23 protein-coding genes are annotated in these 22,372 nt (G+C 71.9%); 17 read left to right on the forward strand and 6 right to left on the reverse strand.

The window, feature by feature from the left end; genetic code table 11:
* Positions 1-31: 31 nt before the first annotated feature.
* Positions 32-1,351 (forward strand): PIG-L family deacetylase, encoded by a 1,320-nt coding sequence (locus tag ACZ4VL_RS26995; protein ID WP_468204774.1) that lies wholly within the window; start codon positions 32-34, stop codon positions 1,349-1,351.
* An 82-nt stretch (positions 1,352-1,433) separates the two neighbouring features.
* Here the strand turns inward: ACZ4VL_RS26995 and ACZ4VL_RS27000 are convergent, their stop codons facing one another.
* A complete protein-coding gene (locus tag ACZ4VL_RS27000) occupies positions 1,434-2,396 on the reverse strand; it encodes an oxidoreductase (RefSeq protein ID WP_468204776.1) in 963 nt (320 codons plus the stop codon).
* Positions 2,397-2,517: 121 nt separating this feature from the next.
* On the opposite strand from ACZ4VL_RS27000, the gene ACZ4VL_RS27005 reads away from it, so the two are divergent.
* Positions 2,518-3,132: a TetR/AcrR family transcriptional regulator gene (locus tag ACZ4VL_RS27005; RefSeq protein WP_468204778.1), complete on the forward strand. Its 615-nt coding sequence runs from the start codon at positions 2,518-2,520 to the stop codon at positions 3,130-3,132.
* Positions 3,133-3,312: 180 nt separating this feature from the next.
* Positions 3,313-4,626 carry a polysaccharide deacetylase family protein gene (locus ACZ4VL_RS27010; RefSeq protein ID WP_468204780.1) on the forward strand — a complete coding sequence of 438 codons (1,314 nt, stop codon included), beginning with the start codon at positions 3,313-3,315 and terminating at the stop codon, positions 4,624-4,626.
* Positions 4,627-4,686: 60 nt separating this feature from the next.
* On the opposite strand, the gene ACZ4VL_RS27015 is transcribed toward ACZ4VL_RS27010, so the two are convergent.
* On the reverse strand, positions 4,687-6,696 hold the full coding sequence (locus ACZ4VL_RS27015) for a transglycosylase domain-containing protein (protein ID WP_468204782.1): 2,010 nt from the start codon (positions 6,694-6,696) through the stop codon (positions 4,687-4,689).
* Between the two features lie 396 nt (positions 6,697-7,092).
* Here ACZ4VL_RS27015 and ACZ4VL_RS27020 point away from each other — a divergent pair, with 396 nt between their 5' ends.
* From ACZ4VL_RS27020 to ACZ4VL_RS27065, 10 genes are all read left to right on the forward strand, one after another.
* Positions 7,093-8,232, forward strand: a complete 1,140-nt coding sequence (locus tag ACZ4VL_RS27020) for an amidase domain-containing protein (RefSeq protein ID WP_468204784.1) — start codon at positions 7,093-7,095, stop codon at positions 8,230-8,232.
* A gap of 160 nt (positions 8,233-8,392) precedes the next feature.
* The gene (locus tag ACZ4VL_RS27025) at positions 8,393-9,337 is read left to right on the forward strand and encodes a helix-turn-helix domain-containing protein (RefSeq protein WP_468204786.1); all 945 of its coding nucleotides are present in this window, start codon (positions 8,393-8,395) and stop codon (positions 9,335-9,337) included.
* 106 nt (positions 9,338-9,443) lie between these two features.
* Complete coding sequence (locus ACZ4VL_RS27030) at positions 9,444-9,851, forward strand: SsgA family sporulation/cell division regulator (protein WP_468204788.1); 408 nt, start codon at positions 9,444-9,446, stop codon at positions 9,849-9,851.
* A 123-nt stretch (positions 9,852-9,974) separates the two neighbouring features.
* The gene (locus tag ACZ4VL_RS27035; protein ID WP_468204790.1) at positions 9,975-11,345 is read left to right on the forward strand and encodes an MBL fold metallo-hydrolase; all 1,371 of its coding nucleotides are present in this window, start codon (positions 9,975-9,977) and stop codon (positions 11,343-11,345) included.
* A 48-nt stretch (positions 11,346-11,393) separates the two neighbouring features.
* Positions 11,394-11,543, forward strand: coding sequence for a hypothetical protein (locus tag ACZ4VL_RS27040; protein ID WP_468204792.1), 150 nt, complete (start codon positions 11,394-11,396; stop codon positions 11,541-11,543).
* Entirely contained in the window at positions 11,540-12,289 is a 750-nt protein-coding gene (locus ACZ4VL_RS27045) for a sulfite exporter TauE/SafE family protein (RefSeq protein ID WP_468204794.1), read from the forward strand. Before ACZ4VL_RS27040 ends, ACZ4VL_RS27045 begins: the two co-directional genes overlap by 4 nt.
* Before the next feature lie 90 nt (positions 12,290-12,379).
* Positions 12,380-12,994, forward strand: coding sequence for a rhodanese-like domain-containing protein (locus ACZ4VL_RS27050; protein ID WP_468204796.1), 615 nt, complete (start codon positions 12,380-12,382; stop codon positions 12,992-12,994).
* Between the two features lie 23 nt (positions 12,995-13,017).
* Positions 13,018-13,284, forward strand: a complete 267-nt coding sequence (locus tag ACZ4VL_RS27055) for a metal-sensitive transcriptional regulator (RefSeq protein ID WP_468204798.1) — start codon at positions 13,018-13,020, stop codon at positions 13,282-13,284.
* A gap of 95 nt (positions 13,285-13,379) precedes the next feature.
* Positions 13,380-13,772, forward strand: a complete 393-nt coding sequence (locus tag ACZ4VL_RS27060; protein ID WP_468204800.1) for an STAS domain-containing protein — start codon at positions 13,380-13,382, stop codon at positions 13,770-13,772.
* A 126-nt stretch (positions 13,773-13,898) separates the two neighbouring features.
* Positions 13,899-14,378, forward strand: a complete 480-nt coding sequence (locus ACZ4VL_RS27065) for an ATP-binding protein (RefSeq protein ID WP_468204802.1) — start codon at positions 13,899-13,901, stop codon at positions 14,376-14,378.
* Between the two features lie 73 nt (positions 14,379-14,451).
* On the opposite strand, the gene ACZ4VL_RS27070 is transcribed toward ACZ4VL_RS27065, so the two are convergent.
* The 4 genes from ACZ4VL_RS27070 to ACZ4VL_RS27085 form a co-directional block, all read right to left on the reverse strand.
* On the reverse strand, positions 14,452-15,384 hold the full coding sequence (locus tag ACZ4VL_RS27070) for a SigB/SigF/SigG family RNA polymerase sigma factor (RefSeq protein ID WP_468204804.1): 933 nt from the start codon (positions 15,382-15,384) through the stop codon (positions 14,452-14,454).
* Between the two features lie 103 nt (positions 15,385-15,487).
* Positions 15,488-15,976, reverse strand: a complete 489-nt coding sequence (locus ACZ4VL_RS27075; RefSeq protein WP_468204805.1) for a hypothetical protein — start codon at positions 15,974-15,976, stop codon at positions 15,488-15,490.
* Between the two features lie 83 nt (positions 15,977-16,059).
* Entirely contained in the window at positions 16,060-16,584 is a 525-nt protein-coding gene (locus ACZ4VL_RS27080) for a hypothetical protein (RefSeq protein ID WP_468204807.1), read from the reverse strand.
* Between the two features lie 71 nt (positions 16,585-16,655).
* Positions 16,656-17,519, reverse strand: coding sequence for an arylamine N-acetyltransferase family protein (locus ACZ4VL_RS27085; protein ID WP_468204809.1), 864 nt, complete (start codon positions 17,517-17,519; stop codon positions 16,656-16,658).
* A 200-nt stretch (positions 17,520-17,719) separates the two neighbouring features.
* Between ACZ4VL_RS27085 and ACZ4VL_RS27090 the strand changes: the two genes are divergently transcribed.
* The 4 genes from ACZ4VL_RS27090 to ACZ4VL_RS27105 form a co-directional block, all read left to right on the forward strand.
* Entirely contained in the window at positions 17,720-19,291 is a 1,572-nt protein-coding gene (locus ACZ4VL_RS27090) for an alpha/beta hydrolase (protein ID WP_468204811.1), read from the forward strand.
* A 149-nt stretch (positions 19,292-19,440) separates the two neighbouring features.
* The gene (locus ACZ4VL_RS27095; RefSeq protein ID WP_468204812.1) at positions 19,441-19,824 is read left to right on the forward strand and encodes a VOC family protein; all 384 of its coding nucleotides are present in this window, start codon (positions 19,441-19,443) and stop codon (positions 19,822-19,824) included.
* 99 nt (positions 19,825-19,923) lie between these two features.
* Positions 19,924-20,586, forward strand: coding sequence for a GDSL-type esterase/lipase family protein (locus ACZ4VL_RS27100; protein ID WP_468204814.1), 663 nt, complete (start codon positions 19,924-19,926; stop codon positions 20,584-20,586).
* Positions 20,587-20,767: 181 nt separating this feature from the next.
* Positions 20,768-22,372, forward strand: a 1,605-nt coding sequence (locus ACZ4VL_RS27105) for a S8 family serine peptidase (RefSeq protein ID WP_468204816.1), incomplete at its 3' end; no start/stop codon positions are given.

Consider the following 22,372-nt stretch of genomic DNA (forward strand, 5'->3'; position numbering starts at 1 on the left):
CGTGCGGGAAGTGAGGAGGGGGCGTCGGCGGATGCTCCTGGTCGGCCTGGGCCTGGGCCTGGGGCTCGGCGGGATCGCTCCGTTGCTGCAGACCGGGCCCGCCCAGTCCCACGGGGTGCAGCCCGCCGCGTTCCGTCGGGGTGCGGAACCGGAAACGGAGTGCCGGAGCACCCTGGTCGGCGTGGCGCACCAGGACGACGACCTGCTCTTCATCAGTCCGGAGGTACAGCGGCTCATCCGTGCCCGATGTGCCGTCGGCGCCGTCTACCTGACGGCCGGGGACGCGGGGCACTCGTTCACCGGTGATTCCTACGTGCGGCGCCGGGAGCAGGGCGTGCGGGCGGCCTACGCGAGGATGGCGGGGGTCCCGGATCGCTGGCGCCGGGCCGACCTCACCGTACGGGGGCGCAGCCTCTTGTCCTTCGTACTGAGCGGCCGACCCGACGTGCGGCTCGTCTTCCTCAGGCTGCCCGACGGGTTCCCGAAGGGCGTCGGCAGCCCGCGGTACTCGGGGCAGAGCCTGTTGAAGCTGTTCCGAGGGCAGATCGCAACGATCACGCCGGTGGACGGCTCTGCCTCCTACACGGGGGAAGAGCTGACCTTGACGCTGTCCGAGGTGATCGCGCTGCGGCACGCGGAACGCGTCCTCACCCTCGACTACGACAGCGCCACGTTCGGCCTCGGTCCGCCGCGTCCTGCCGATCACAGCGATCACGAGATGACGGGGCGGTTCTTCAGGAAGGCCGCGTTCCGCGCTCCCGCCCGCCCCGTCGTCACGCCGTACGTCGGCTACGGGCTACCCCTCCTTCCGGCGAACCTGACGGCACGACAGCGCCGCGACAAGGAGGCCGTGTACGCCGCCTACGCCGCGTACGCCGGCTGCTTCACGACCCCGTGCCCGACCGGGTTCACCCTCAGCCGCAGCTTTCGGCAGTGGATGCAGCGGGAGCACCGCAGGGTGCACCGGCAGCCCGGCTCCGGGGAGATCATGTCGGCGATCGGCCGCACCGGTACGACGGTCGTCGTCGAGCGCTGCCTCGCGCGGGACGTCACCCGGCCGGCCCCGGGAGCGGTCACGACGGCCGACTGCGACGGCGGCCCGGGCCAGCGGTGGACCTTCGCGGCCGGCACCATCAGGGCTGCCGGGGCGTCCGCCTGCCTCACGGCCGCTGCGACGATCACCGTGTCCACCTGTGACGGATCGGTCCGCCAGGTGTGGTGGCGCGACGCCGACGGAAGGATCGGATCCGGGGAACGGTGCCTCCACCAGGACGACCTGGCCGTGCTGCATCCCCGGCTCGGTCTGCGGGCGTGCAGCCCCTACCAACCCGAGCTGCGCTGGCAGTGGTGACCCGCCCCTCCCCGCCGGACCGCCGCGCGCCGGCACCTGGCGGCCCGCGTCGCGGCCACCGCGAGGCCGGTCTCCTCGCGCATCAGGGCAGGGGGTAGCGCACGCCGGTGAGTCGTTCCGAGAGGGCCCACAACCGGTGGGCGGTGGTGGGGTCCTGGATGGCGCGTTCCCGGCTGCGGAGGACGGGTTCGCCGCGGAGTTGGAGGGGCCCGTCGGGCACGACGTAGCTTCCTCCGGGCAGGTCGGGGACGGTCGCGGCGTACAGGGAGGTCTTGGCGCCCTCCGGTGTGGGGCGGAAGGCGCTGCGCAGGAGCAGGCGCATGAGGGTGCCGTAGGCGCGGCCCCGGCTGCTGTTGGCGCCGCCGGTGAGTACGTTGGAGCGGGTGAGTCCGGGGGCGACGGCCATGCTGCGCAGCCGCAGCCCGGCGTCATCGGCCCGGCGTTGCAGTTCCGTGGCGAAGTACAGGTTGGCCCGCTTCGACTGGATGTAGGCGAACACCGTCCGGTAGCTGCGCTCCGCGTCGAGGTTGGCCATGTCGAACCGGGCGAATCGCTGGCCCTCGCTGCTGACCGTGACCACGCGCGGGTCCGGGGCGGCCAGCAGCTGCGGCATGAGGAGGCCGGTGAGCGCGAACGGGCCGAGGTGGTTGACGCCGAACTGGGACTCGAAGCCGTCGGCGGTGCGGGAGAAGGGCACCATCGCGATGCCGGCGTTGTTGACCAGGAGATCGAGGCGGTCGTGACTCCAGTGCTCGGCGAAACGGCGGACGGACTTCAGGTCGGCGAGGTCGAGCGGGCGCAGTTCGGCGTGGGCGCCGGGGACTTCGGTGCGCAGGCGCTCCATGGCCTCCCGCCCGCGCTCGTGACTGCGGCAGGCCAGGACGACGTGGGCGCCTCGGCGGGCGAGTTCGCGGGCCGTGACGTACCCGATGCCGCTGTTGGCGCCGGTGACCACGGCCAGGCGCCCGGACTGTTCGGGAATGGAGTCCGGCGTCCAGCGGTCGCCGGGTGGGGCTTGGGCGGACGCCCGGGGGTCATGGGTCATGGGAACCTCGATCGAGGGTCAGGAGTCGGTGGCACAGCGGGAGCACGGCCACATCGCAACCAGAAGTTGCAATAATCTGATCCTGTCGCACGTACCGCCAATAACGCAACCAGGAGTTGCAATGATGTCCACCGAGTCGCCCTCGGGGCGCGGCCCCGCCGTCGGGCGGGGCACCAAGATGCGCGCCGCCGTACTGGCGGCGACCATCACCGAGCTCACGGAGAGGGGTTACGCCACCCTGACCGTCGAAGGCGTCGCCCAACGGGCCGGCGTGCACAAGACGACGATCTACCGGAACTGGAAGACCTCCGACGGCCTGGTCGCCGACGCACTGACCGGCCACTTCGCCACCGAGATCCCGATCCCCGACACCGGAGCGGTGGACGGCGACCTGCGCGCGCTGGCCCGCTCCCTCGTCGCCACCATGACCGCACCGGCGGGCCGGGCCCTGCTCGCCATCGCCCTCTCGGACGCCATGCGCCTACCTCAGCTCGCCCAGGCCAAGAAGGCACTGTTCGAGGACCGCTTCCGGCGCGCGGAACCCGTCGTCACCCGAGCCGTCGAACGCGGCGAACTGCCCGCGGGAACCGACCCCGCCGAACTGCTCAAGGCCCTCGTGGCGCCGATCTACTTCCGGCTCGTCTTCACCGAGGAACCGGTCGACGAGACGACCGCGGACCGGGCAGTGGACGTCGCACTGGCCGCCGCGCACGCCCGCGCGCTGCCGACCCCATGACCGGACCCGGCCCACGGCGGGTCCACATTTCGGACTGTGACGCAGGACACGTGGCTATGAGATGACTGTGAAGCGGCGTGTCGGAGGGGTCCGGGGTACGGAAGGAGTGCCGACAAGTTCTATATTCGTACGAACCATCCACGCGCGGCGCGGCTGCGGCGATCAGGGGGGACGACTGCGTTGGCCGATACCGACGCCGCTCCGAGTACCCGGGGCACCCGGGCGGAATCCCGCAGTACCCGCAAGGTACGCAGGAAGGCGCAGAACCGCAGGCGCCTGGGCATAGGCATCGCGGTGGTCGCCCTGGCCGGGGCCGGCACCACCGCGTACACCCTCACACTGGGCGACTCGGGGGCGGCCCAGCGCGACGCGAAGCTCGCTGCCTCGAACGGGGCGGCCGCCGGAAAGGGCGAGGAGCCTTGGGACGGCAAGGTCAAGGTCCTGGGGGACGGCTCCACCTCCTACACCGGGCCGCAGCCGGGGCAGCTCAAGCCCGAGCGGCTGAAGCCGGGCGAGAAGCCGCCGCAGTTCGTGGTCTTCTCCTGGGACGGCGCGCTGGAGGGCGACGACCACCTCTTCTCGCACTTCCGTCAGGTGGCCAAGCAGAACAAGGCCCACATGACGTTCTTCCTCACCGGCATCTACCTGCTGCCGGAGGACAAGAAGATGCTCTACCGCCCGCCGCAGCACGGCCAGGGCGCGGCCGCCATCTCGTACCCGACCGTCCCGCACGTCAAGAGCACGCTGACGCAGCTGCGCGGCGCCTGGACCGACGGCAACGAGATCGGTTCGCACTTCAACGGGCACTTCTGCGGGCCCAAGGGCGGCGGGGACTGGAGCCCCGCCGAATGGAAGAGCGAGATCGACCAGACGTATTCGTTCATCAAGAACTGGAAGACGAACACCGGGTTCACCAAGGAGGCGCCCCTGCCCTTCGACCCGGACCGGGAAGTGGTCGGCGGCCGCGCGCCCTGCCTGGAGGGCCAGAAGAACCTCCTGACCGCGATCAAGCCGTACGGCTGGCGCTACGACGCGAGCTCCTCGGGCGACTTCCAGCTGTGGCCGTCCAAGCAGGACGACATCTGGAACTTCCCCCTCCAGCTGCTGCCGTTGCAGGGCAAGGAGGTGCAGGTCCTCTCCATGGACTTCAACTTCCTCTACAACCAGTCGGGCGACAGCACCCAGGGGGACCCGGCGAAGTTCGCCGCCTGGCAGGCGCAGACCCGGGGCTCGTACATGAACGGCTTCAACCGGGTCTACAACGGCAGCCGGGCGCCCATGTTCATCGGCAACCACTTCGAGGACTGGAACGGCGGCATCTACATGAAGGCCGTCGAAGACGTGATGAAGGACGTGTGCCCGCGTCAGGACGTCCGCTGCGTGTCGTTCCGGGAACTGGCGGACTGGCTCGACGCCCAGGACCCGAAGGTCCTGGCCCGACTGCGCTCGCTCGACCCCGCCCAGGCTCCGGACTGGACCGATCTGATCAAGTAGGCGCCCCGCCTCCGGGCCGCCGGGCGGTGCACCCCGCCCGGCGGCCGACGGCCGGCCGGCCTACTTCACCGCCTTGATGTAGTCGGCCCACAGGCGTACCGCCCGGTCACTGCCGAGCGTGTTCGGGGCGTCGCCCCCCAGTCCCGTCAACGGCAGCGGCACCAGGTCGGTCAGCGACATCCGGTAGACCACCACGGCCGTCGACTCCTGCTCCGTGCTGGCCACGAACCAGCCGGCCGTGTTCGCGGCGGTCGTTCCGGTCTTGCCCGCCGCGCCCGGGTGCGCCTTGCCGACGGTCTTCGCCGAGCCCTCGGTGACGGCGTCGCGCAGGGCGTCCGTCACCGCACGGGCGGTCTTCTCCGTCACGGCCCGGGTCGGCTTCGGCGCATCGAGCCGCACGGCGGCGCCGTTGCGGGTCACCGAGCGCACGGAGTAGGGGTCGGTGTGCATGCCGTCGGCAGCGAAGGTCTGGTAGGCGCCGGCCATCCGGATCGCGCTGGGCATCGAGTTCTCCCCCAGCGCGAATCCGGGGATCCGCGGCCCGAGGCTCGATTCGAGCAGCCCCGAGCGCTGGGCGAACACCTCCACCCGGTCGAGGCCGACATCGAGGCCGAGCTGGAGCATGGGGGTGTTGACGGAGTTGGCCACGGCCTGGCGCAAGGTCACCTGGCCCCAGTTGCGGCCGCCGTCGTTGCGCCCCTTGACCACCTTGCCGCTGCGGTCCCAGTACGGGCCCTCGGGCGTCTGCACGGTCACCTGGTCGTTGCCGTCGTAGACGGAGGAGGCGGACACGGGGGTGCGCGCCTTGCCGCGGGAGCGCACCACGCCCTCGTCGAGCGCGGCCGCGTAGACGATCGGCGTGAACGCCGTACCGACCGGGATCGTCGTCGCGTTCGACTCGTTGAAGCCCTGCTTCAGGTAGTCCGGGCCCCCGTACACGGCGAGCAGCCGCCCGTCGGGGGCGACGCTCGCCGCACCGATCTTCGCGAACTTGTCGGTATCGGGCCGCCGCTCGGCGTCGAAGTCCTTCTGGGCCTCCTGGACCGCGGCCGTCAGGGCCGTCATGCGGGCCCGGTCGAAGGTGGTGTAGATCTGGTAGCCGCCGAGGTCGAAGTCGGACTCCTTGAGGTGGCTCGACTTGATCGCGTAGGCCTTGGCCATCTCGACCAGATAGCCGGTCTGCGCGCCCGGGATGCCGACCAGGGACGAGCTGGAGGGCTCGGGGAACTTCGTGTAGGTGGCGCGCTCGGCCCGCGAGAGCTGGCCGGTCTCGACCATGCGGTCCAGGATCCAGCCCCAGCGTTCGACGGCCCGCTCGTGGTTCTCCTTGCTGAGAGTGGGGTCGTACAGCCCGGCGCCCTTGAGGAGGGAGGCCAGGAAAGCGCCCTCGCTGGGATTGAGCTGCGAGACGTCCTTGCCGTAGTACGCCTGGGACGCGCGCTGGATGCCATAGGTGCCGCGCCCGAACCAGCTGGTGTTGAGGTAGTCCTGAAGGATTTGTTCCTTCTCGGTCTGGTTGTCCAGCTTCAGGGCGAGCAGGATCTCGGTGAACTTCCGGGAGAGGGTGCGGTCCTGGTTCAGGTAGGCGTTCTTCACGTACTGCTGCGTGATGGTGGAGCCGCCCTGGGTCTCACCCCCCGTCACGGCCGCGCGCAGCGCCCGCAGGACACCGGAGGGCGAGACTCCGGGGTCGGAGTAGAAGCTCGCGTTCTCGGCCGCGAGGACGGCTCCCTGGACCTTGGGGGGCACCTTCTCCAGCGGCATCTCCTGGCGGCTGACCCAGCCCGTCCGGGCCATCGTGGAACCGTCGGCCCAGTAGTAGACATTGTCCTGCTGCGTGGCGAACGAGTTGAGGTCGTCGGGTATGTCCGTTATGGCGTAGGCGATCGTGACGAAGCCCACCATGCCCAGGAACGCGTACACGCAGGCGCCCAGCCACTGGCGCCACGAAGGTGTCCACCGGCGCCAGCCGGTGCGGCCCGGCCTCGGGAAGTCGGGCCGCAGGCGCCGCAGCTGCGGTCGTGCCGCGGCGACGGCCGGCGCGAGGGCTTGCGTGACGCTCTGCGCCACGCCCTGGAGCCGGGCATTCCGCTGCCGGGGCCGGCGGCGCGCCCCGGACTTCCTGCGGCCCGGCGCGGCCTCGTCGCTGCCCTCCGGAGCCGTCTGCCCGTCCCGAGATCGCCCTCTAGCGGCCATATCCTTCCCGCCCACTCCGAATGCCCCCTCTGCTGTGCTTTCCCGCACACCCTAGATGCACTTCCTATGAGGTCGGGCCGGTGGTGGGCGGCATCACGCCGAGTGATCGACGAGCGGTCCACAGTGATCAAGCGGAGGCGGTCCGCCCGGCGAACGGGGCGACTCCCGCCGGGTCGCCGCCTGCCAAGCGGAACGCGACGAAACAGTCGCGTAGTTGTGCGAAGATTCCGTCCCCCGGTTCGTGCGGACCGGGTGACAAGGGGAAACAGAGTGATACCTAAGAGGTTCAGGCCCGCCGCCATCGCGGCCCTGACCGTAGCCCTGGCGTCCGGGAGCATGCTCGCGTACTCCGCGACCGCGGAACCCGGGCCCCGCGAGGCCGACCGCGCCACCGCCGACGCCTTCGCCCGTATCGCCGACGACGTCCTCTCCCAGCGCACCCAGGCGCTGGTCGAGGACCAGGCGGGGCGCCCCGGCTCCGGCCCGGGCGCCACGAAGACCCGTATGTCGGCCAAGCTGAAGAAGGACGAGGACGCCGCGATCCAGTCGCTGCGCTCCCGCAAGACGCGGCTGGCGGAACTCGGCGAGGCCTACACGGGCGGGGACACCCGCGTCGTCGTGGACAAGGCCACGGTGGCCGGCGGCAAGGCGGTCGTCCAGGTCACCGAGCAGACCACGCTCACCTACAAGAAGCTCCGGGGGGACGAGCCGGCAACCACTGACATCGGGACGAAATACGAGCTGACGCTCACCAGCAAGCGCGGCGGCTCCTGGGAACTGACGTCGATCAAGTCCCAGAACAACGGCCTCGTCGCCGTCAACGAGCCGGTGACGGCCGCGGCTGCCGTCGTCAAGGACGACGGCAACCAGTACCCGGACGGCACGCCCGCGTCCACGAAGTACCCCGCTCCGGCGAAGCCCAAGGCGAAGACCGGCGGCGCCTACGACTACGCCGCCATGGCGAAGTACGCGGAGAAGTACTGGAGCAACTACAACCCCGCGTACCGCAAGTTCAACGGGGCCGGGGGCGACTGCACCAACTTCATCAGCCAGGCGCTGAAGGCGGGCGGCTGGAAGGCCGTCCCGGGCTCCTCCACGGACTACCGGAACTGGTGGTACGACGGCACCCGCCAGAGCGACTCCTGGGTCGGCGCGAACGAGTGGGCCTGGTTCACGCTCTCGAACCAGCGCGCCGCGAACCTGGCGAACGTGTACCAGGCGGACATCGGCGACATCGTGCAGGTGGACTTCAACAAGGACGGGTCCAAGGACCACTCCATGATGGTGACGTACCGGAGCGGCAACGGAATGCCGTACCTCACGTACCACTCCACCAACACGTACCGTAAGTCGCTCGCGAGCATCATCGCGGCCTACCCGAACGCGGTCTACTACGCGTACCGCACCTGACGGGTGAACCCTTCGGCCTCTCCTGCCGGGAAGCTCCCCGGCAGGAGAGGCTCCCGTCTTTCCGGGCGGCGGCCCGAATCCCCTCGTCGTGATCACCGCGTGAGACCGACCGTCCGGGCGGCTTGACCCTCCAGTGGCTGGAGATCGGAGAGTGGACGTCATGAACGGCACCACACCCCCGCACTCGATCGGCAGCCTGTCGGCCGCCACGGGCATCTCCGTACGGACGATCCGGTTCTACTCGGACACCGGACTGCTGCCCCCGAACCACCGCACCCCGGCCGGACACCGCCGTTACGACGAATCGGCGGTCCAGCGGCTGCGGACCATCGGGGTGCTGCGGGAGTTGGACGTCGATCTCACCACCACCCGCCGCGTCCTCGACGGCGACCTCCTGCTCGCCGAGGTCGCCGCCGCACACGCCGACGCCGCCGAACTGCAGATCCGTGCACTTCGTATGCGTCTGAAGATCCTGCGGCTCATCGCGCGACGCGGCGCCACTCCCGAGGAGACCACTCGCATGCACCGCCTCAGCCAGCTCGCCTCAGACGAACGACGCCGCCTGGTGGCCGACTTCCTCCAGGGCCTCGACGGCGACACCCCCGCCGCGAAGAGTGCGGCCGCCGCCCTGCGCACCGCCGTTCCCGACCTCCCCGACGACCCCTCCGACGCGCAGCTCGCCGCATGGATGGAGATCGCCGAGCTCATCGCCGACGGCGACTTCCGCACGCGCCTGGCCCACGCAGCGGTGCCACCCGCCGACGAGGACGCCGTGCCCGGTGTCGCTCCCCGCACGGCGGCGGACCTCGTCCAGCACGCCAGGCAGGCCGTCACCGCCGCGATGGCCGCCGACACCGCCCCGGACAGTGACGGGGCCGTACCCGTGGTCGACGCCGTCGTGGCGCGCTTCGCCACCGCACTCGGCCGCCCGGCCGGCCCCGAGCTGAAGGAGTGGATGGCCCGGCAGTTCGGGCGGGGGCACGACCCGCTCGTCGCCCGGTACTGGCGCCTGGTGTGGACCGTCAACGACTGGCAGGTCGTCCCCGGGCACCTCCCCTTCCAACCCTGGCTGATCGAGGCCCTGCGGGCGTCCGGGCGGTCCTGAGCCGGGGCCGGTCCGGCCGGCCCGTTTGGCGCGGAGCGGGCGGGGCAGGCGTGCGGCCGACTCCCACCGGCCCTCACCCCATCCGGAGGCCCGTTCCATGTCCCGTGTGTCCGCTGACATCGACGTGCAGCTCGCCGACGCAGGCCAGACGCCCGTGCCCCTGCGTGCCCGGCTGACCTACGCCCCCACCGACCCCTTGGCGGTGCGGGCGGAGTTCTTCCATCGCACGGTGCGCCTGGCGTGCTGGCATTTCGACCGCCAAACGCTGATCGACGGCCTCCACCGGCCGGCCGGAGGAGGGGACGTCTTCTTCCGTCCGGTCACCACCGCCGCCCATGGACGGACGGTGCGGATGGAACTGCACGGCCGGAACACGCACGGGCCCGCCAAGGCGGTGTTCCTCGCGGACGCGCCCTCGCTCGACCGCTTTCTGGAGCGGACCCGCGCCCTCGTCCCGCCGGGTACCGAGGACTTGGACGTCGACGCACTCCTCGCCGCCCTCCTCGCGGGCTGACCCGACGGCTGCGCGAGGGCGGTACGGCCCCGAACACTGCGGACAAAAATACCCCCGGGGGTACCCGTGCTAGAGTCGAGATATACCCCCGGGGGTAATATCCTCGACGAAAGGGACATTCGGGTGTTCTTCATCGACATCATCGAGACCGAGGGGCTCGGCAACCGCAGCTACCTGGCAGGCGGTGCGAAGACGGCCGTCGCGGTGGACCCGCCGCGCGACGTGGACCGCGTACTGGTCGCGGCAGCCGTGCGCGGAGTCCGGATCTCCCACGTGGTGGAAACCCACCTGCACAACGACTACGTCTCCGGCGGTCTGGAGCTGGCACGCCTGACCGGCGCCGCCTACCTGGTACCCGCCGACGCCCGTGTCGCGTTCGCCAGGACCCCGGTCCGTGACGGCGACACCGTGACCGTGGACGAGGGGCTCACCCTGCGGGCGCTGGCCACTCCCGGCCACACCCCGCACCACACCTCCTACGTCCTCGCGGAACGCGGGACGGTGGCCGCCGCTTTCACCGGCGGGTCGCTGCTGATCGGCTCGGTGGGCCGCCCCGACCTGGTGGAACCCCGGCTGACCGAGCAGTTGGCCCGCGCGCAGCACGCTTCCGCGAACCGCCTGGCCGCAGCGCTGCCCGACGAGACGCCGGTGCTTCCCACCCACGGTTTCGGTAGCTTCTGCTCCTCCTCGCAGTCCGAGGGCGACGCCACCACGATCGGGAAGGAGAAGACGGGCAACGACGCCCTGGTCATGGATGTCGACGCCTTCGTCGCCGACCTACTGGCCGGCCTGGACGACGTGCCCGCCTACTACGCCCACATGGGCCCGGCCAACGCCGCCGGCCCCGCGCCGGTGGACCTGAGCACCCCGCCGGTCGCCGACGCGGCCGACATCGCGGCCCGTCTGGCCGCCGGGGAATGGGTGGTAGACCTGCGCAACCGCGTCGCGTTCGCCGAAGGCCACGTCGCGGGATCCTTCAACTTCGAGGCCACCGGGAAGACCGCCGGCCACCTCGCCTGGATGGTCCCGTGGGGCAAGCCCGTGACCCTGCTGGCCGACTCGGCCGAGCAGCTGGCCGGCGCCCAGCGCGAACTGGCGCGCGTCGGCATCGACCGGCCGGCCGCCGCGGCCACCGGCACCGTCCGCGACTGGATCCCCGACGGCCGCACACCGCGCAGCTTCCCGCGCGCCACCTTCGCCGACCTGGCCGCCCGGGCCCCCGCCCCGGGGCGCGTCGTCCTCGACGTGCGCCGGGACTCCGAGCGCTCCGCGGGCCGGATCGAGGGCTCCGTCCACATTCCCCTCCACCTCCTCCACCGGCGTCTGGCAGACGTCCCCGCCGGGACGGTGTGGGTGCACTGCGCCGGTGGGACACGTGCGGCGATCGCCGCCTCCCTCCTGGACGCGGCCGGTCGCGACGTCACGGCCGTCGACGACACGTTCGACGCCGCCCGCGACACCGGCCTGCCCCTGGTCACCGGCGCCGACCGCTGAGCCGCCGGTCCCCCTCCCCCCCGTTCCGTTCGAACGGAAGGAAGCCCCATGTTCCTCTTCAGCCGTCGCCCGGCCCGCCTCACTGCGGTGCAGACCCTCCGCCGGACGACGGACGGCGGAATGAGCGCCCGGGCCGCCGCAGGACTGCCCGTCGTCGCGGAACACGGAACGCACGGAACCCGCGGCCCCGTCACGTGAGCGTCTTCCTCCTCGCCCTCGTCGCCGGGGCGCTCATAGGCCTGGCCCTCGGCGCGCTCGGCGGCGGCGGGAGCATCCTGGCGGTACCGGCCCTGATCTACCTGCTGGACTTCACCCCGGCGGCCGCCACCACGGCATCACTCGTCATCGTCACGGCCGCCTCCGGCACCGCCCTCTACGCCCACGCCACCTCCGGCAACGTCCGGTGGAAGTCCGGCGCACTGTTCGCGGCCGCCGGCATCCTGCCCTCCCTGGCCGCGGCCACCCTCGCCGCCCGCGTCCCCGACGCCGTCCTGACCGCCGCGTTCGCCGCGACGGCGGCCCTCGCCGGCCTGCACCTGCTCAAGCGCGCCGACGCCGACCTCCGGGAACCGCGACGCGCCGGACCCGCCCGTGCCGTCGGCGCGGGAGCCGGACTCGGCGCGGTCACCGGTTTCCTCGGCGTCGGCGGCGGCTTCCTCGCCGTCCCCGCGCTCGTCGGCATGCTGGGGTTGCGCATGCGCGCCGCCGCCGGCACCAGCCTCCTGGTCATCACCGTCAACTCCCTCGCCGCGCTCGCGGCGCGCGCCGACACCGGCACCCCCGTGCGGTGGGCCGTCATCGCCCCCTTCGCGGGAGCCGCGGTCCTCGGCGCGTGGGACGGCCGACGTCTCGCGTCCAGGGTCACCGGGCCAGCCCTCCAGCGCGTCTTCGCCGTCGCGCTCCTGGCCGTGGCACTCCTGATGCTGATCGACGCGGTCCGCTGAGCCGCCCGCCGGCGGGAACCCGGACGACCACCCGCCGCCGCACCACACCACACCACACCACACCACACCAGCAGGACGGAATACCTCGCCATGACCGCAACCCGCACCCTCGACGTCGACCAGGTCCGCAGCCGGTTGGACGAGCTGATCGTCCTCGACGTCCGTACGCCCGGCGAGTACGCCGCCGGCCACATCCCCGGCGCCCTCAACGTGCCGCTCGACCAGCTCCGGCAGGCCCTCCCCGAGATCCGCCACGCCGCCCGCCGCGGCGAGGTCCTCGCCGTCTGCGCTTCCGGCGCCCGCTCCGAGGACGCCTCCCGCGTCCTAGCCGCCCACGGCATCACCGCCACCACCCTCACCGGCGGCACCGGAGCCTGGGCAGCCGGCGGCCACCCCCTGCACCGCCCGGACGCCACACTCCGCACCCCGTGGAGCATGGAACGTCAGGTCCGCCTCACCGCCGGGGCCGTCGTCCTGACCGGTCTGGCCCTCGGTCGTCTGCGCCCCGCCTTCCGCCTGGCCTCCGCGGGCGTCGCGGGCGGGCTCGCCTTCTCCGCCCTCACCGACACCTGCGGCATGGCCTCCCTCCTCGCCAGACTCCCCCACAACCGCCCTCGCGCGGCCGACCTCGAAGCCACCCTTGCGTCGCTCCGCGACCGCCGACCCGTCCGGCCCGGATACCCCCTGGGGTACCATCAGGGCTGAGCACACGAGTCCGGGAGGCACCAGTGAAAGTCGACGACGACGCAGCCAGCGCGGTCCTCAACCGCCTGCGCCGCGCCCAGGGACAGCTCTCCGGGGTCATCGCCATGATCGAATCCGGTCGCGACTGCAAGGACGTCGTCACCCAGCTCGCCGCCGTCTCCAAGGCCCTGGACCGCGCCGGCTTCAAGATCGTCGCGAGTGGTATGCGCCAGTGCATGAGCGACTCCGGCGAGAACCAGGCCCCCATGACCGAGGAAGAACTCGAAAAACTGTTCCTCGCCCTCGCCTGACGGGCACACCCGCCGCAGACTCACGACTCCTGGGTGTGGCCCTACGCGAACGCCTTGCGTAAGGTCGAAGGGCACTCTCTGGAGGAACGACGCCGATGCCAGCCGAGAAGGAGCAGGGAGCCGGAGTGACGGCCGGGTACCCGCAGGGGGCACCGCTCACGGTGCAGGTCCACCGCACGCCAGCAGGCGGGGCGGTCTGCAGTGTTGCGGGCGACCTCGACATCGAGACCCTCGCGCCCGCGCAGGAGTTGCTGTCCGGCTTGGTCGGACAGGACCCGCGTGTGGTCGTGGTCGACCTCGAACGGGTCGGGTTCTGCGATTCGTCCGGCCTGAACCTGCTGCTGAAGACGCGTGCGGCGGCGCTGGCGGCGGGCATCGAGTTCCGGCTGGCCGCGGTCGCGCCGGCGGTGATGCGCGTACTCGAACTGACGGGCGCGCAGGCGGTCTTCTCCATCCATGCGTCGGTGGACGCGGCACTGGCCTCATGAAAGGCCCGTAGGTCCGGCCGCCGCAAGGGCATAGTCCGAGCGCATCGGGGCATCCGACCGGACGAACCGCAATGCGCGGTGCACGACGTCACGCCGACACGCCGACACCGGAAGGGGTACCCGCACATGACGACCAGCCCGGGCACCTTGGGTGACGGCAGCCCCGGCGAGAGCACGCTCCCGCCGACCGGCCAGCGCCGGCGCATGCTGCTGGCCGGTCTGCCCAAACCGGTGGCCCGCGCCCGCGCGTTCACCGCGCAGGCGCTCGACGACTGGTCCTGGTCCGCGGCCTCGTACGGGGTGGACCGGGCGGTCACGGAGGACATCGTCCTGGTCGTGGCCGAACTCGTGGCCAACGCCATGCTGCATGCCGGGGGTCCCCTGGAGCTGGTCCTCGACGCGTCCCCGTCCCGGCTGCGCATCGAAGTCAGTGACGGCGACGCCTCCCTGCCCGCCCCGCGCCGCCCCCACCAGCCGGCCCAGCCCGGCGGGCACGGCCTGTTCATCGTCCAGCGGACCTCCGACCGCTGGGGTGCCGAGGCGCACGAACAGGGCAAGGCCATCTGGGCGGAGTTCGATGTCGCACGGCTGGCACCCGGCCGGTAGGCCGACCGGGGACCGGCAGGCCTATCGGGGACCGGCAGGCCTGCCGGGGACCGGTGAGCCGACCGGGGGCCCGTCACGAGGCGAGCATGCCCTCGCGCAGGCGGGCCAGGGTCCGCGACAGCAGGCGGGACACCTGCATCTGCGAGATGCCGAGCTCGGCGCCGATCGCGGCCTGGGTCATCTCGCTGCCGAAGCGCATGGCAAGGATCCGCCGCTCGCGTTCGTCGAGCCCGGCGAGCAGCGGGGCCAGGGTGGTGAAGTCCTCGAAGAGCTCCATGGCGGGGTCGGTCTCGCCCAGACTGTCGGCGAGCGTCCGGCGGCCCGGGGAGGCGGAGCCGGGCTGTGCGTCGGCGTCCGCCGCGGCGTCGAGGGACTCGGACGCGTAGCCGTTCGCCGCCACCATGCCCTCGATCACCTCCTCCTCCCCGATGCCGAGGTCGCCTGCGATCTCGGCTACCGTCGGGGCGCGGCCGAGGAGGTCGCACAGCGCCTCCCGGCTCTTGGCGATCTCGGCGCGCAGCTCCTGGAGCCGCCGCGGCACGTGCACCGCCCAAGTGGCGTCACGGAAGTACCGCTTGATCTCACCGACGATGAACGGCAGGGCCAGAGTGACGAATTCGACGCCCCGATCGGGGTCGAACCGGTCGATGGCCTTGATCAGCCCGATCGTCCCGACCTGCACGATGTCGTCCAGCTCCACCCGGGCCTGGGCGGTCCGGTTGCGGAAGCGGCGCGCGGCGTAGCGGACCAGCGAGATGTTCATCTCGATGAGCGTGCCGCGCACGTACTGGTACTCGCGGGTGCCCTCCTCCAGCGAGCGCAGTCGCACGAGGAACTGCTTCGACAACTCCCGGGCGTCGGCAGGGGCCATGTCCCGCGGCTGGGCGCTCAGCGGCAGCGCATCGAGGAGGCCGGCTCCCTCCCCGGCTCCGACGCTCGCTCCCGGCACCGCCTCGGCGGGGTCGGCCGGGCGTACGGACTCGGCAACTGCTGCGGAGCGAAGCATGGTGGGGCCCCTTCTGCTGACGGCGGGCGGCTTTGCGCGCTCCTGCCCCGCATCCGCAGGCTTACGCGGCCGGAGACCGTTTCCGGTTGCCCGACGGGCCAGTTCAGGCCACGGGTGGCCCGCCTGCGCCGGGTATCCCCAGGGCAACCAGGAGGGACGTGGAGAGTACTTCCGCGAACAGGGCCGACCCGGTGAGCGTCTGCCGAACGGCTTCTTCGTCGGGCGTCAGGCCGGCAGCGGCCGACCACGCGAGTGCGCCGGCCACGGCCGGTTCGACGGGGAACTGCTCCAGGGGTATCTCGTAGCTGTCGGCCATCTCCCGGTTGAGGAGACCCTCCCAACCGGTCCCGTCCGGGGTGAGCGCCTCGACGAACCCCAGGTCGCTGTCGAGGAAGCACACCGTCATGGCCGGTGCCCCCGTTTCCTCGACGAGGTTCGCCAGGCTGCGCCGTCCGGCGTCGGCGAAGTCCGCGACCTGCCAGCCGTCCGCCAACGTCTGCGTGTCGTCGACGCCCGTGAACCCGGCCGCCCGCATGAGCAGGTGCAGTTCGCCTGTGGACCGGGCCGTCAGAGTTCCGCCTGAGTTTCCCATGGCCCGCACGTTAACGGACGGGTCTGACAAGCCGGTTCGGGCCGCCGGGACTCCGGCGAGGGAAGCCGGGAGGTCAGGTGGTGTCAGTGCCCCAGCGCGGCCTTGGTGGCGACGATGACGAGGCCGAGTACGAGGTTGACCGCGCCCTCCCCCGCCGCCATCCGGCGGGACGCCCCGGCTCGGATCGCGCCGAGGGTCGCCCAAGCCACCTGCTGGGCCACCGCGACGGCGAGGGCCAGCCACGCCGTACCGGTGTAGCCGAGGCCGAACAACGGGCTGATCGCCGCCGCCACCGCGGGCAGCACCGCGGCCTCCACGATGGACCACTCACGCCTCGCGACCCGCCGCACCTCCCGACGGTCGAGGGGCCTGCCGATCACCCTCTCCCCGGCGACGTGCGCGTAGACGTGCGCCGCCCAGAACACCACGCCCGTGACCAGGAGCACCACCACCAGGTGAAGCCGGGGAAAGCCGCCGACGCTACCGGCCGCGGCCACCACCGAGGCCGCGAGCAGGGAGCCGTACACCGCACCCGCATAGTCCGTCCGACCCGGACGGCGCGACTCCTCGCCCGCGGATCGCCCCGCCGGGGCTGGAGAACTGGTCACCGACCCACTATGGAGGACGAACAAGAATATTTCGGTCATCTGTGCCGGACGTGCCACCCTGCCGGACGTCGTCAGGGAGGCCCGGCGCTGCCAGCGCCGTCGGTCAGCCGGGCCGCCGTGCCCTCGTCGATGACGATGCCGAACTCCTCCACCAGTACTCGTCTCAGGTCGTGCGGTCGCACGGTCTGCCGGGTGGAGGTGCCGTCGGGGAGCGTCGTCGTCCACACCTCCCCGTCGAGGACCTGGTGACGGTCGGTGTCGAACCGTTGGACGAACGGTCGCCGGGTGAACGGCGACCGCGGATGCGTGCTGACGAAGTGGCTCCCGACGGCGTAGTCGACCGGGTAGTGCGCGGTGAGCGTGAAGGTGTGCCGGTCCGTCCATCCGTCCCGCCCGTGGTGGTACAGCCACCACTGGTCGATGCCGTAGTCCCCCGGGCGCCGTTCCAACCGGAACGGCCACCCCGCGACGTCCGACCGGGAGCCGTCGGCCAGTTCGAGCGGCTCCAGAGGGCCGGCCCCGAATCCGACGTCGCACAGCCAGCGGCGGTCGTCGCCGGGAACCTGGGCGAGCAGCAGGGCGTGGGTGGCGGGCGTGATCTTCTGCGAGCCGAGCGTCACACGGCCGTGCAGCGCCGTGAACGCGAAGCCGAGCCGCTGGAGCGCGGCGGCGAAGAGCACCACGTGCTCGTAGCAGTAGCCGCCCCGGCGACGGCGCACCAGCTTGTCCAGCACGCTCGGCACGTCGAGCGGGATCGGCACCCCGAGGACGGCGTCGAAGTTCTCGAACGGCAGCGACGTGACGTGCGCCCGCACCAGCGCCCGCAGTGTCGCCAGCGTCGGCGCCCGCTCCCCGCCCCAGCCGATCCGATCCAGGTATCCGTCCAGGTCGAGCGTCTCCCCCTGCCAATCGCCGACCCGCTCCGTTTGCGTCATCGCCTTCGCCGTCCTGTTCCGTTTCGCCGGTTCGACGTTAGCCACAGGGCACGGCCCGCCGCATCGGCCGCTGGACGGAATCCCGGTCCGCCGGCTCTGCGGCCCGTGCCTCGGCTCGCGCGGGACGGTGAACCGCGGTTTCGTGGTCCCAGGGGCCTTCGTCCTGCCAGAGCCCCGACGCGACGGGAGGAGGGCGGACCATGCCCCGACCCGGACCCGCAGGCGGCCGTCGCCACCGCGCCGTGGCACTCGTCGCCGCGGCGGTCTCCTCGGCCGTCCTCAGCTGCCCCGGACCCGCGGCCGCCGCCCAGCATGCGCCGTCGCCCTCGGCAGGCGTGCCCCGCCTGGACTGGAGTCCCTGCAGGCCCGGCAGCCCGTACGACTGCGCCACTGCCCGCGTCCCCCTCGACCACGCCGACCCCGGCGGCCGAGCCATCGACCTGGCCCTGGTCCGCAGGAAGGCGACGGACGGCGCGCGGCGCATCGGAACCCTCTTCGTGAACCCCGGCGGGCCCGGCGGCCCGGGCACGGTGCAGGTGCCGCAGAACTACGGCTCCTTCCCGGAAGAGCTGCGGGAGCGCTTCGACATCGTCAGCTGGGATCCGCGCGGCATCGGCACCAGCACGGCCGTGAACTGCTTCGACAGCACCGACGCCGCCGAGGCGTGGGCGCGGTCCAGGCCGGCCGGCTTCCCCGTGGGAGAGAAGGAGCGCACCACCTGGATCGACGCGTACGAGGACCTCGGCCGGCGCTGCGAGAAGCGCGACGCCGAGCTCCTGCGCCACGTGTCGACCACCGACACCGCCCGGGACCTCGACCTCCTCCGGCAGGCCGTGGGCGAACCGCAGCTCAACTACTTCGGCCTCTCCTACGGCACGATCCTCGGCGCCACCTACGCCAACCTGTTCCCCGACAAGGTCCGCGCCATGGTCCTGGACAGCAACATCGCGCCCTCCGCGTGGACGAACGACGGCCGACCGGACGCCCGGACCACCACGCTCCTGCGCATGGGCTCCGACCGCACCGCCGCGGCCACCCTGGACCGCTTCCTCGACCTGTGCGGATCCGCCGGCACGGACCGCTGCGCCTTCTCGGCCGGCAGCCCGAAGGCGACCCGTGCGAAGTTCGACCGGCTGATGCAGCGCCTCAGGGAACGCCCGGTGGGCACGTGGACGTACGCCAGGACGGTCGCCGACGCGGTGAGCGGCCTGTACGTCGTCGACCCGGGCTGGGCGGACCTCGCCCGCCGCCTCCAGGACCTGTGGCAGGGCCGGGCCCCGAAGCCGGCCGCGTTCCCGCCGCCGCCCCCCGTCGCGCACCCCGCCCCGTACCTCGGCGACGAACAGGCGGCGGCCGTGTGGTGCGGCGACAGCCCCAACCTCCGCGATCCCGCCGCCTACCACCGTCTGGAGGAGGCCGGTGCAGCGCGGGCGGGCGACGCCGGCCGCTACTGGACCTGGGCCGCGGAGCCCTGCGCCACCTGGCCGGCCCGGGCCGCCGACCGGTACGACGGGCCGTGGAACAAGCCCACCGCGCACCCCGTCCTGGTGGTCGGCACCAGGTACGATCCCTCCACTCCGTACACGGGCTCCGAGGCCATGGCGAAGGAGCTGGCCGGCGCCCGCCTGCTCACCCACGAGGGGTACGGCCACACCGCCCTGTTCAACAACGCCAGCAGCTGCGTGAAGGCGTACGAGAGCCGCTACGTCGTCGACGGCACCCTGCCACCTCCCGGGACCACCTGTCGGCCGGACGAGCAGCCCTTCTCCTGAAACCGTCGCACGCGGTGACGCGGGTCGGCGGCCGCCCTCCCCACCGGGACACCGGGATCGACGGACAGGACGCACCCGCTCCCCGTAGCCTGCTCAGGGTGAGCGGCGCTCGGTGGCGTTCGGCGTGGGGATCGGGGAAACTCGCGCGCATGGTTTCGGTATTGCAGAACGTGGCGATCGACTGTGCGGACGCCTATGAACTGGCCCGCTTCTGGAGCAAGGTGACGGGCCGCCCGATGGACCCGGACGACGAACCGGGGGCTCGGGAGACCCAGGTGCTGCTGGCGGAGGGCCCGGTGCTGTACTTCAACCAGGTGCCCGAGCCCAAGACGGTCAAGAACCGGATCCATCTGTGTGTCCGCCCGGAGACCTCGCGCGAGCAGGAGGTGGACCGGCTGCTGGGCCTCGGCGCCACCCTCGTCGCCGACCACCGGAATCCCGACGGTTCGGGCTGGGCGGTCCTCGCCGATCCCGAGGGCAACGAATTCTGCGTCCTGCGCTCCGAGTCCGACCGGGCCGTCGTGCATCCATGACGCTCCCGTGTCGGCGGCGTGTCAGCGGCTGTCGGTCCGGTGTCGGTGGGGTTCGGAACCTTTTGGGAAGGCCTCTCCGCACCGAGTCCAAGGAGCGCCATGACGATCACCGTCCGACCGGGAAGCACCATCGTGTTCACCGGCGATTCGATCACCGACTGCCAACGGCTGGGGAGCGAGGACGGTCTCGGCTTCGGCTACCCGCTGCGCGTCGCCGGCGAATGGGGGCTCCGGCACCCGGACCGGCCCGTGACGTGGCTGAACACCGCGAACGCGGGCGACAAGGTGAGCGACCTCGAAGCCCGCTGGCAGACGGACGTACGCGACGCACGCCCGGACGTGGTGTCGATCCTCGTCGGGGTCAACGACATGGGCTGGCACACGCTGGATCCCGAGGGGCACGTGATCCCCGTGGAGGAGTTCGAAGCGGGCTACGACCGTCTCCTCGCGCCCCTCGCCCAGGCGGGCACGGAGCTGATCCTCGTCGAGCCGTTCCTCCTGCCCGTCCGCGGCGTCATCGAGGCCGGGGCCGCACTCGTCGGAGAGGAACAGCGAAACCAGTGGCGCACCGACCTGGACCCGAAGATCCAGGCCGTTCGCAGGCTCGCCCGCAAGCACGGCGCGCACCTGCTCGCCGCCGACGGCATGTTCGCCCAGCTCTCGGCGCCGATCGGGCCGGAGCACTGGTCCGCGGACGGCGTACACCCGACGGCGGCCGGGCACGCCGCACTCGCAGAGGCCTGGCTGCGCCTGCTGGCGTAACGGCTCGGGTGCTGAATCGATACCTCCCGCACCGTGGGCTCGAGTCGCCGGGCGGAGGCGTGTCCCTCGATCCCTCGTCACTCTCCGCAGTTAGATTGCGTGCGGACGTCCGATGCCCCGGGGCAGCCTTCACCCGACCTCCCTGCTCGGGCGCCTGAGCGCGCCCAGGAACGGAACCGCCATGCGGGTCATCGCATACTTCATGCACGAGGGCGAGGAACAGGCGGCGCTGAGCATGCTCGGCAACGCCACCAAGACCGAGAGCTACGTCATCGGAGACATCGCCGAGAGCGACCTCACCGAACTCGAGAACGCCGGACTGACCGTCGACAGACTGGACGACGCCCGGAGCGCCGAAACGTCCGCCATGGCGCGCGGGCGGGTGACCGGAAGATCCCCCTTCCCCGAAGGGAGCGGCGCCGCGGACGCCCTGACCGTCGCACCGGGCGAGCGCGCCTCGTGGATCGTCCAGCTCGGCGAACCGCTCGTCGAACGGTACCGGGAGGAGATCGACGCCACCGGCGTCGAGCTCCAGCGCAGCGTCCCGGTCAACGCTTACCTCGCGGCCGGCACCGAATCCCAAGCCGGACGACTCAGCAACCTCGACTTCGTGGTCTCCGTCGACCGCTACGGTCCCCACGTGGCAGCCCCCGTCCGGCTCCGCGCGGGCCACGCCCCCACGCCGCCCACGGCGGGCGAACCGAAGTCCGCCGTCGACGGCCGCGTCTGGGACCTGCGGCTGACGGACACGGCCTCCCGTGAATCGGTCCTGGCATGGCTCGCCGACCACGAGGACTCCTCCGGCCTGCGGCTCATCGCCGCCGCCGCACACCGCATCCGGCTCAAGATCCCCGAGGGGTCCCCGCTGGAGATGGAGATCCCCCAGCTCCCCGACGTGCTCGACATGGTCGAGTACGTCCCGCCGAAGCTGTGCAACGACCTCGCCGTCCGCCTGATGGGCATCATCCCCAACGGGGCGGGCAGCAGCGGCGTACCGTTCACCGGCAAGGGACAGATCGTGGCGGTCGCCGACACCGGCCTCGACCGGACGCACCCCGACTTCCAGGGCCGCATCGTCGACGTCGTCGCATTCGGCCGCCCCGGCAACAGTGACGACCCGGACGGCCACGGCACCCACGTAGCGGGCTCCGTGCTGGGGGACGGCTCCGCCTCCCAGGGCCAGATCCGCGGCGCCGCTCCCGAAGCGAAGCTCTACTTCCAGTCGGTGATGGATGCGACGGGGAACCTCGGCGGACTGCCCCTCTCCCTCGCCGACCTCTTCGAGCCCGCCTACCAGGCCGGTGCCCGCGTCCACAACAACAGCTGGGGCGCCGCCACCGGATCCGCGTACACCATCGACTCCGACGACGTCGACTCGTACGTCCACCAACGGCGCGACATGCTCGTCGTCATGGCCGCCGGCAACGAGGGAACCGCCGGCGTGCGCCTGAACTCGCCCAAGGGCTTCGTGGACTGGGCGTCCATCGGTTCACCCGGCTCCTGCAAGAACGCCCTCACCGTAGGAGCCGGCCGCAGCAACCGCACCAGCGGCGGACTCTCCGAGGCCACCTACAACAGCGCGTGGCCGAGCGACTACCCCGACCCGCCCATCGGCGCCGAACGCGTGTCCGGCGACCCCGAGTCCCTCGCCGCCTTCAGCAGCCGCGGCCCCGGGGGGGGGGGGGGGGGGGGAGGAGAAGGGGGGGTCCCCAAGAGCGGAGAGCTGTCCTGCCGGTTCTCCCCTCCCCCCCCCCCCCAATACCTGGGTGGAAAAAAAAAAAACCAA

The sequence above is a fragment of the Streptomyces sp. NPDC029014 genome (assembly GCF_055564695.1).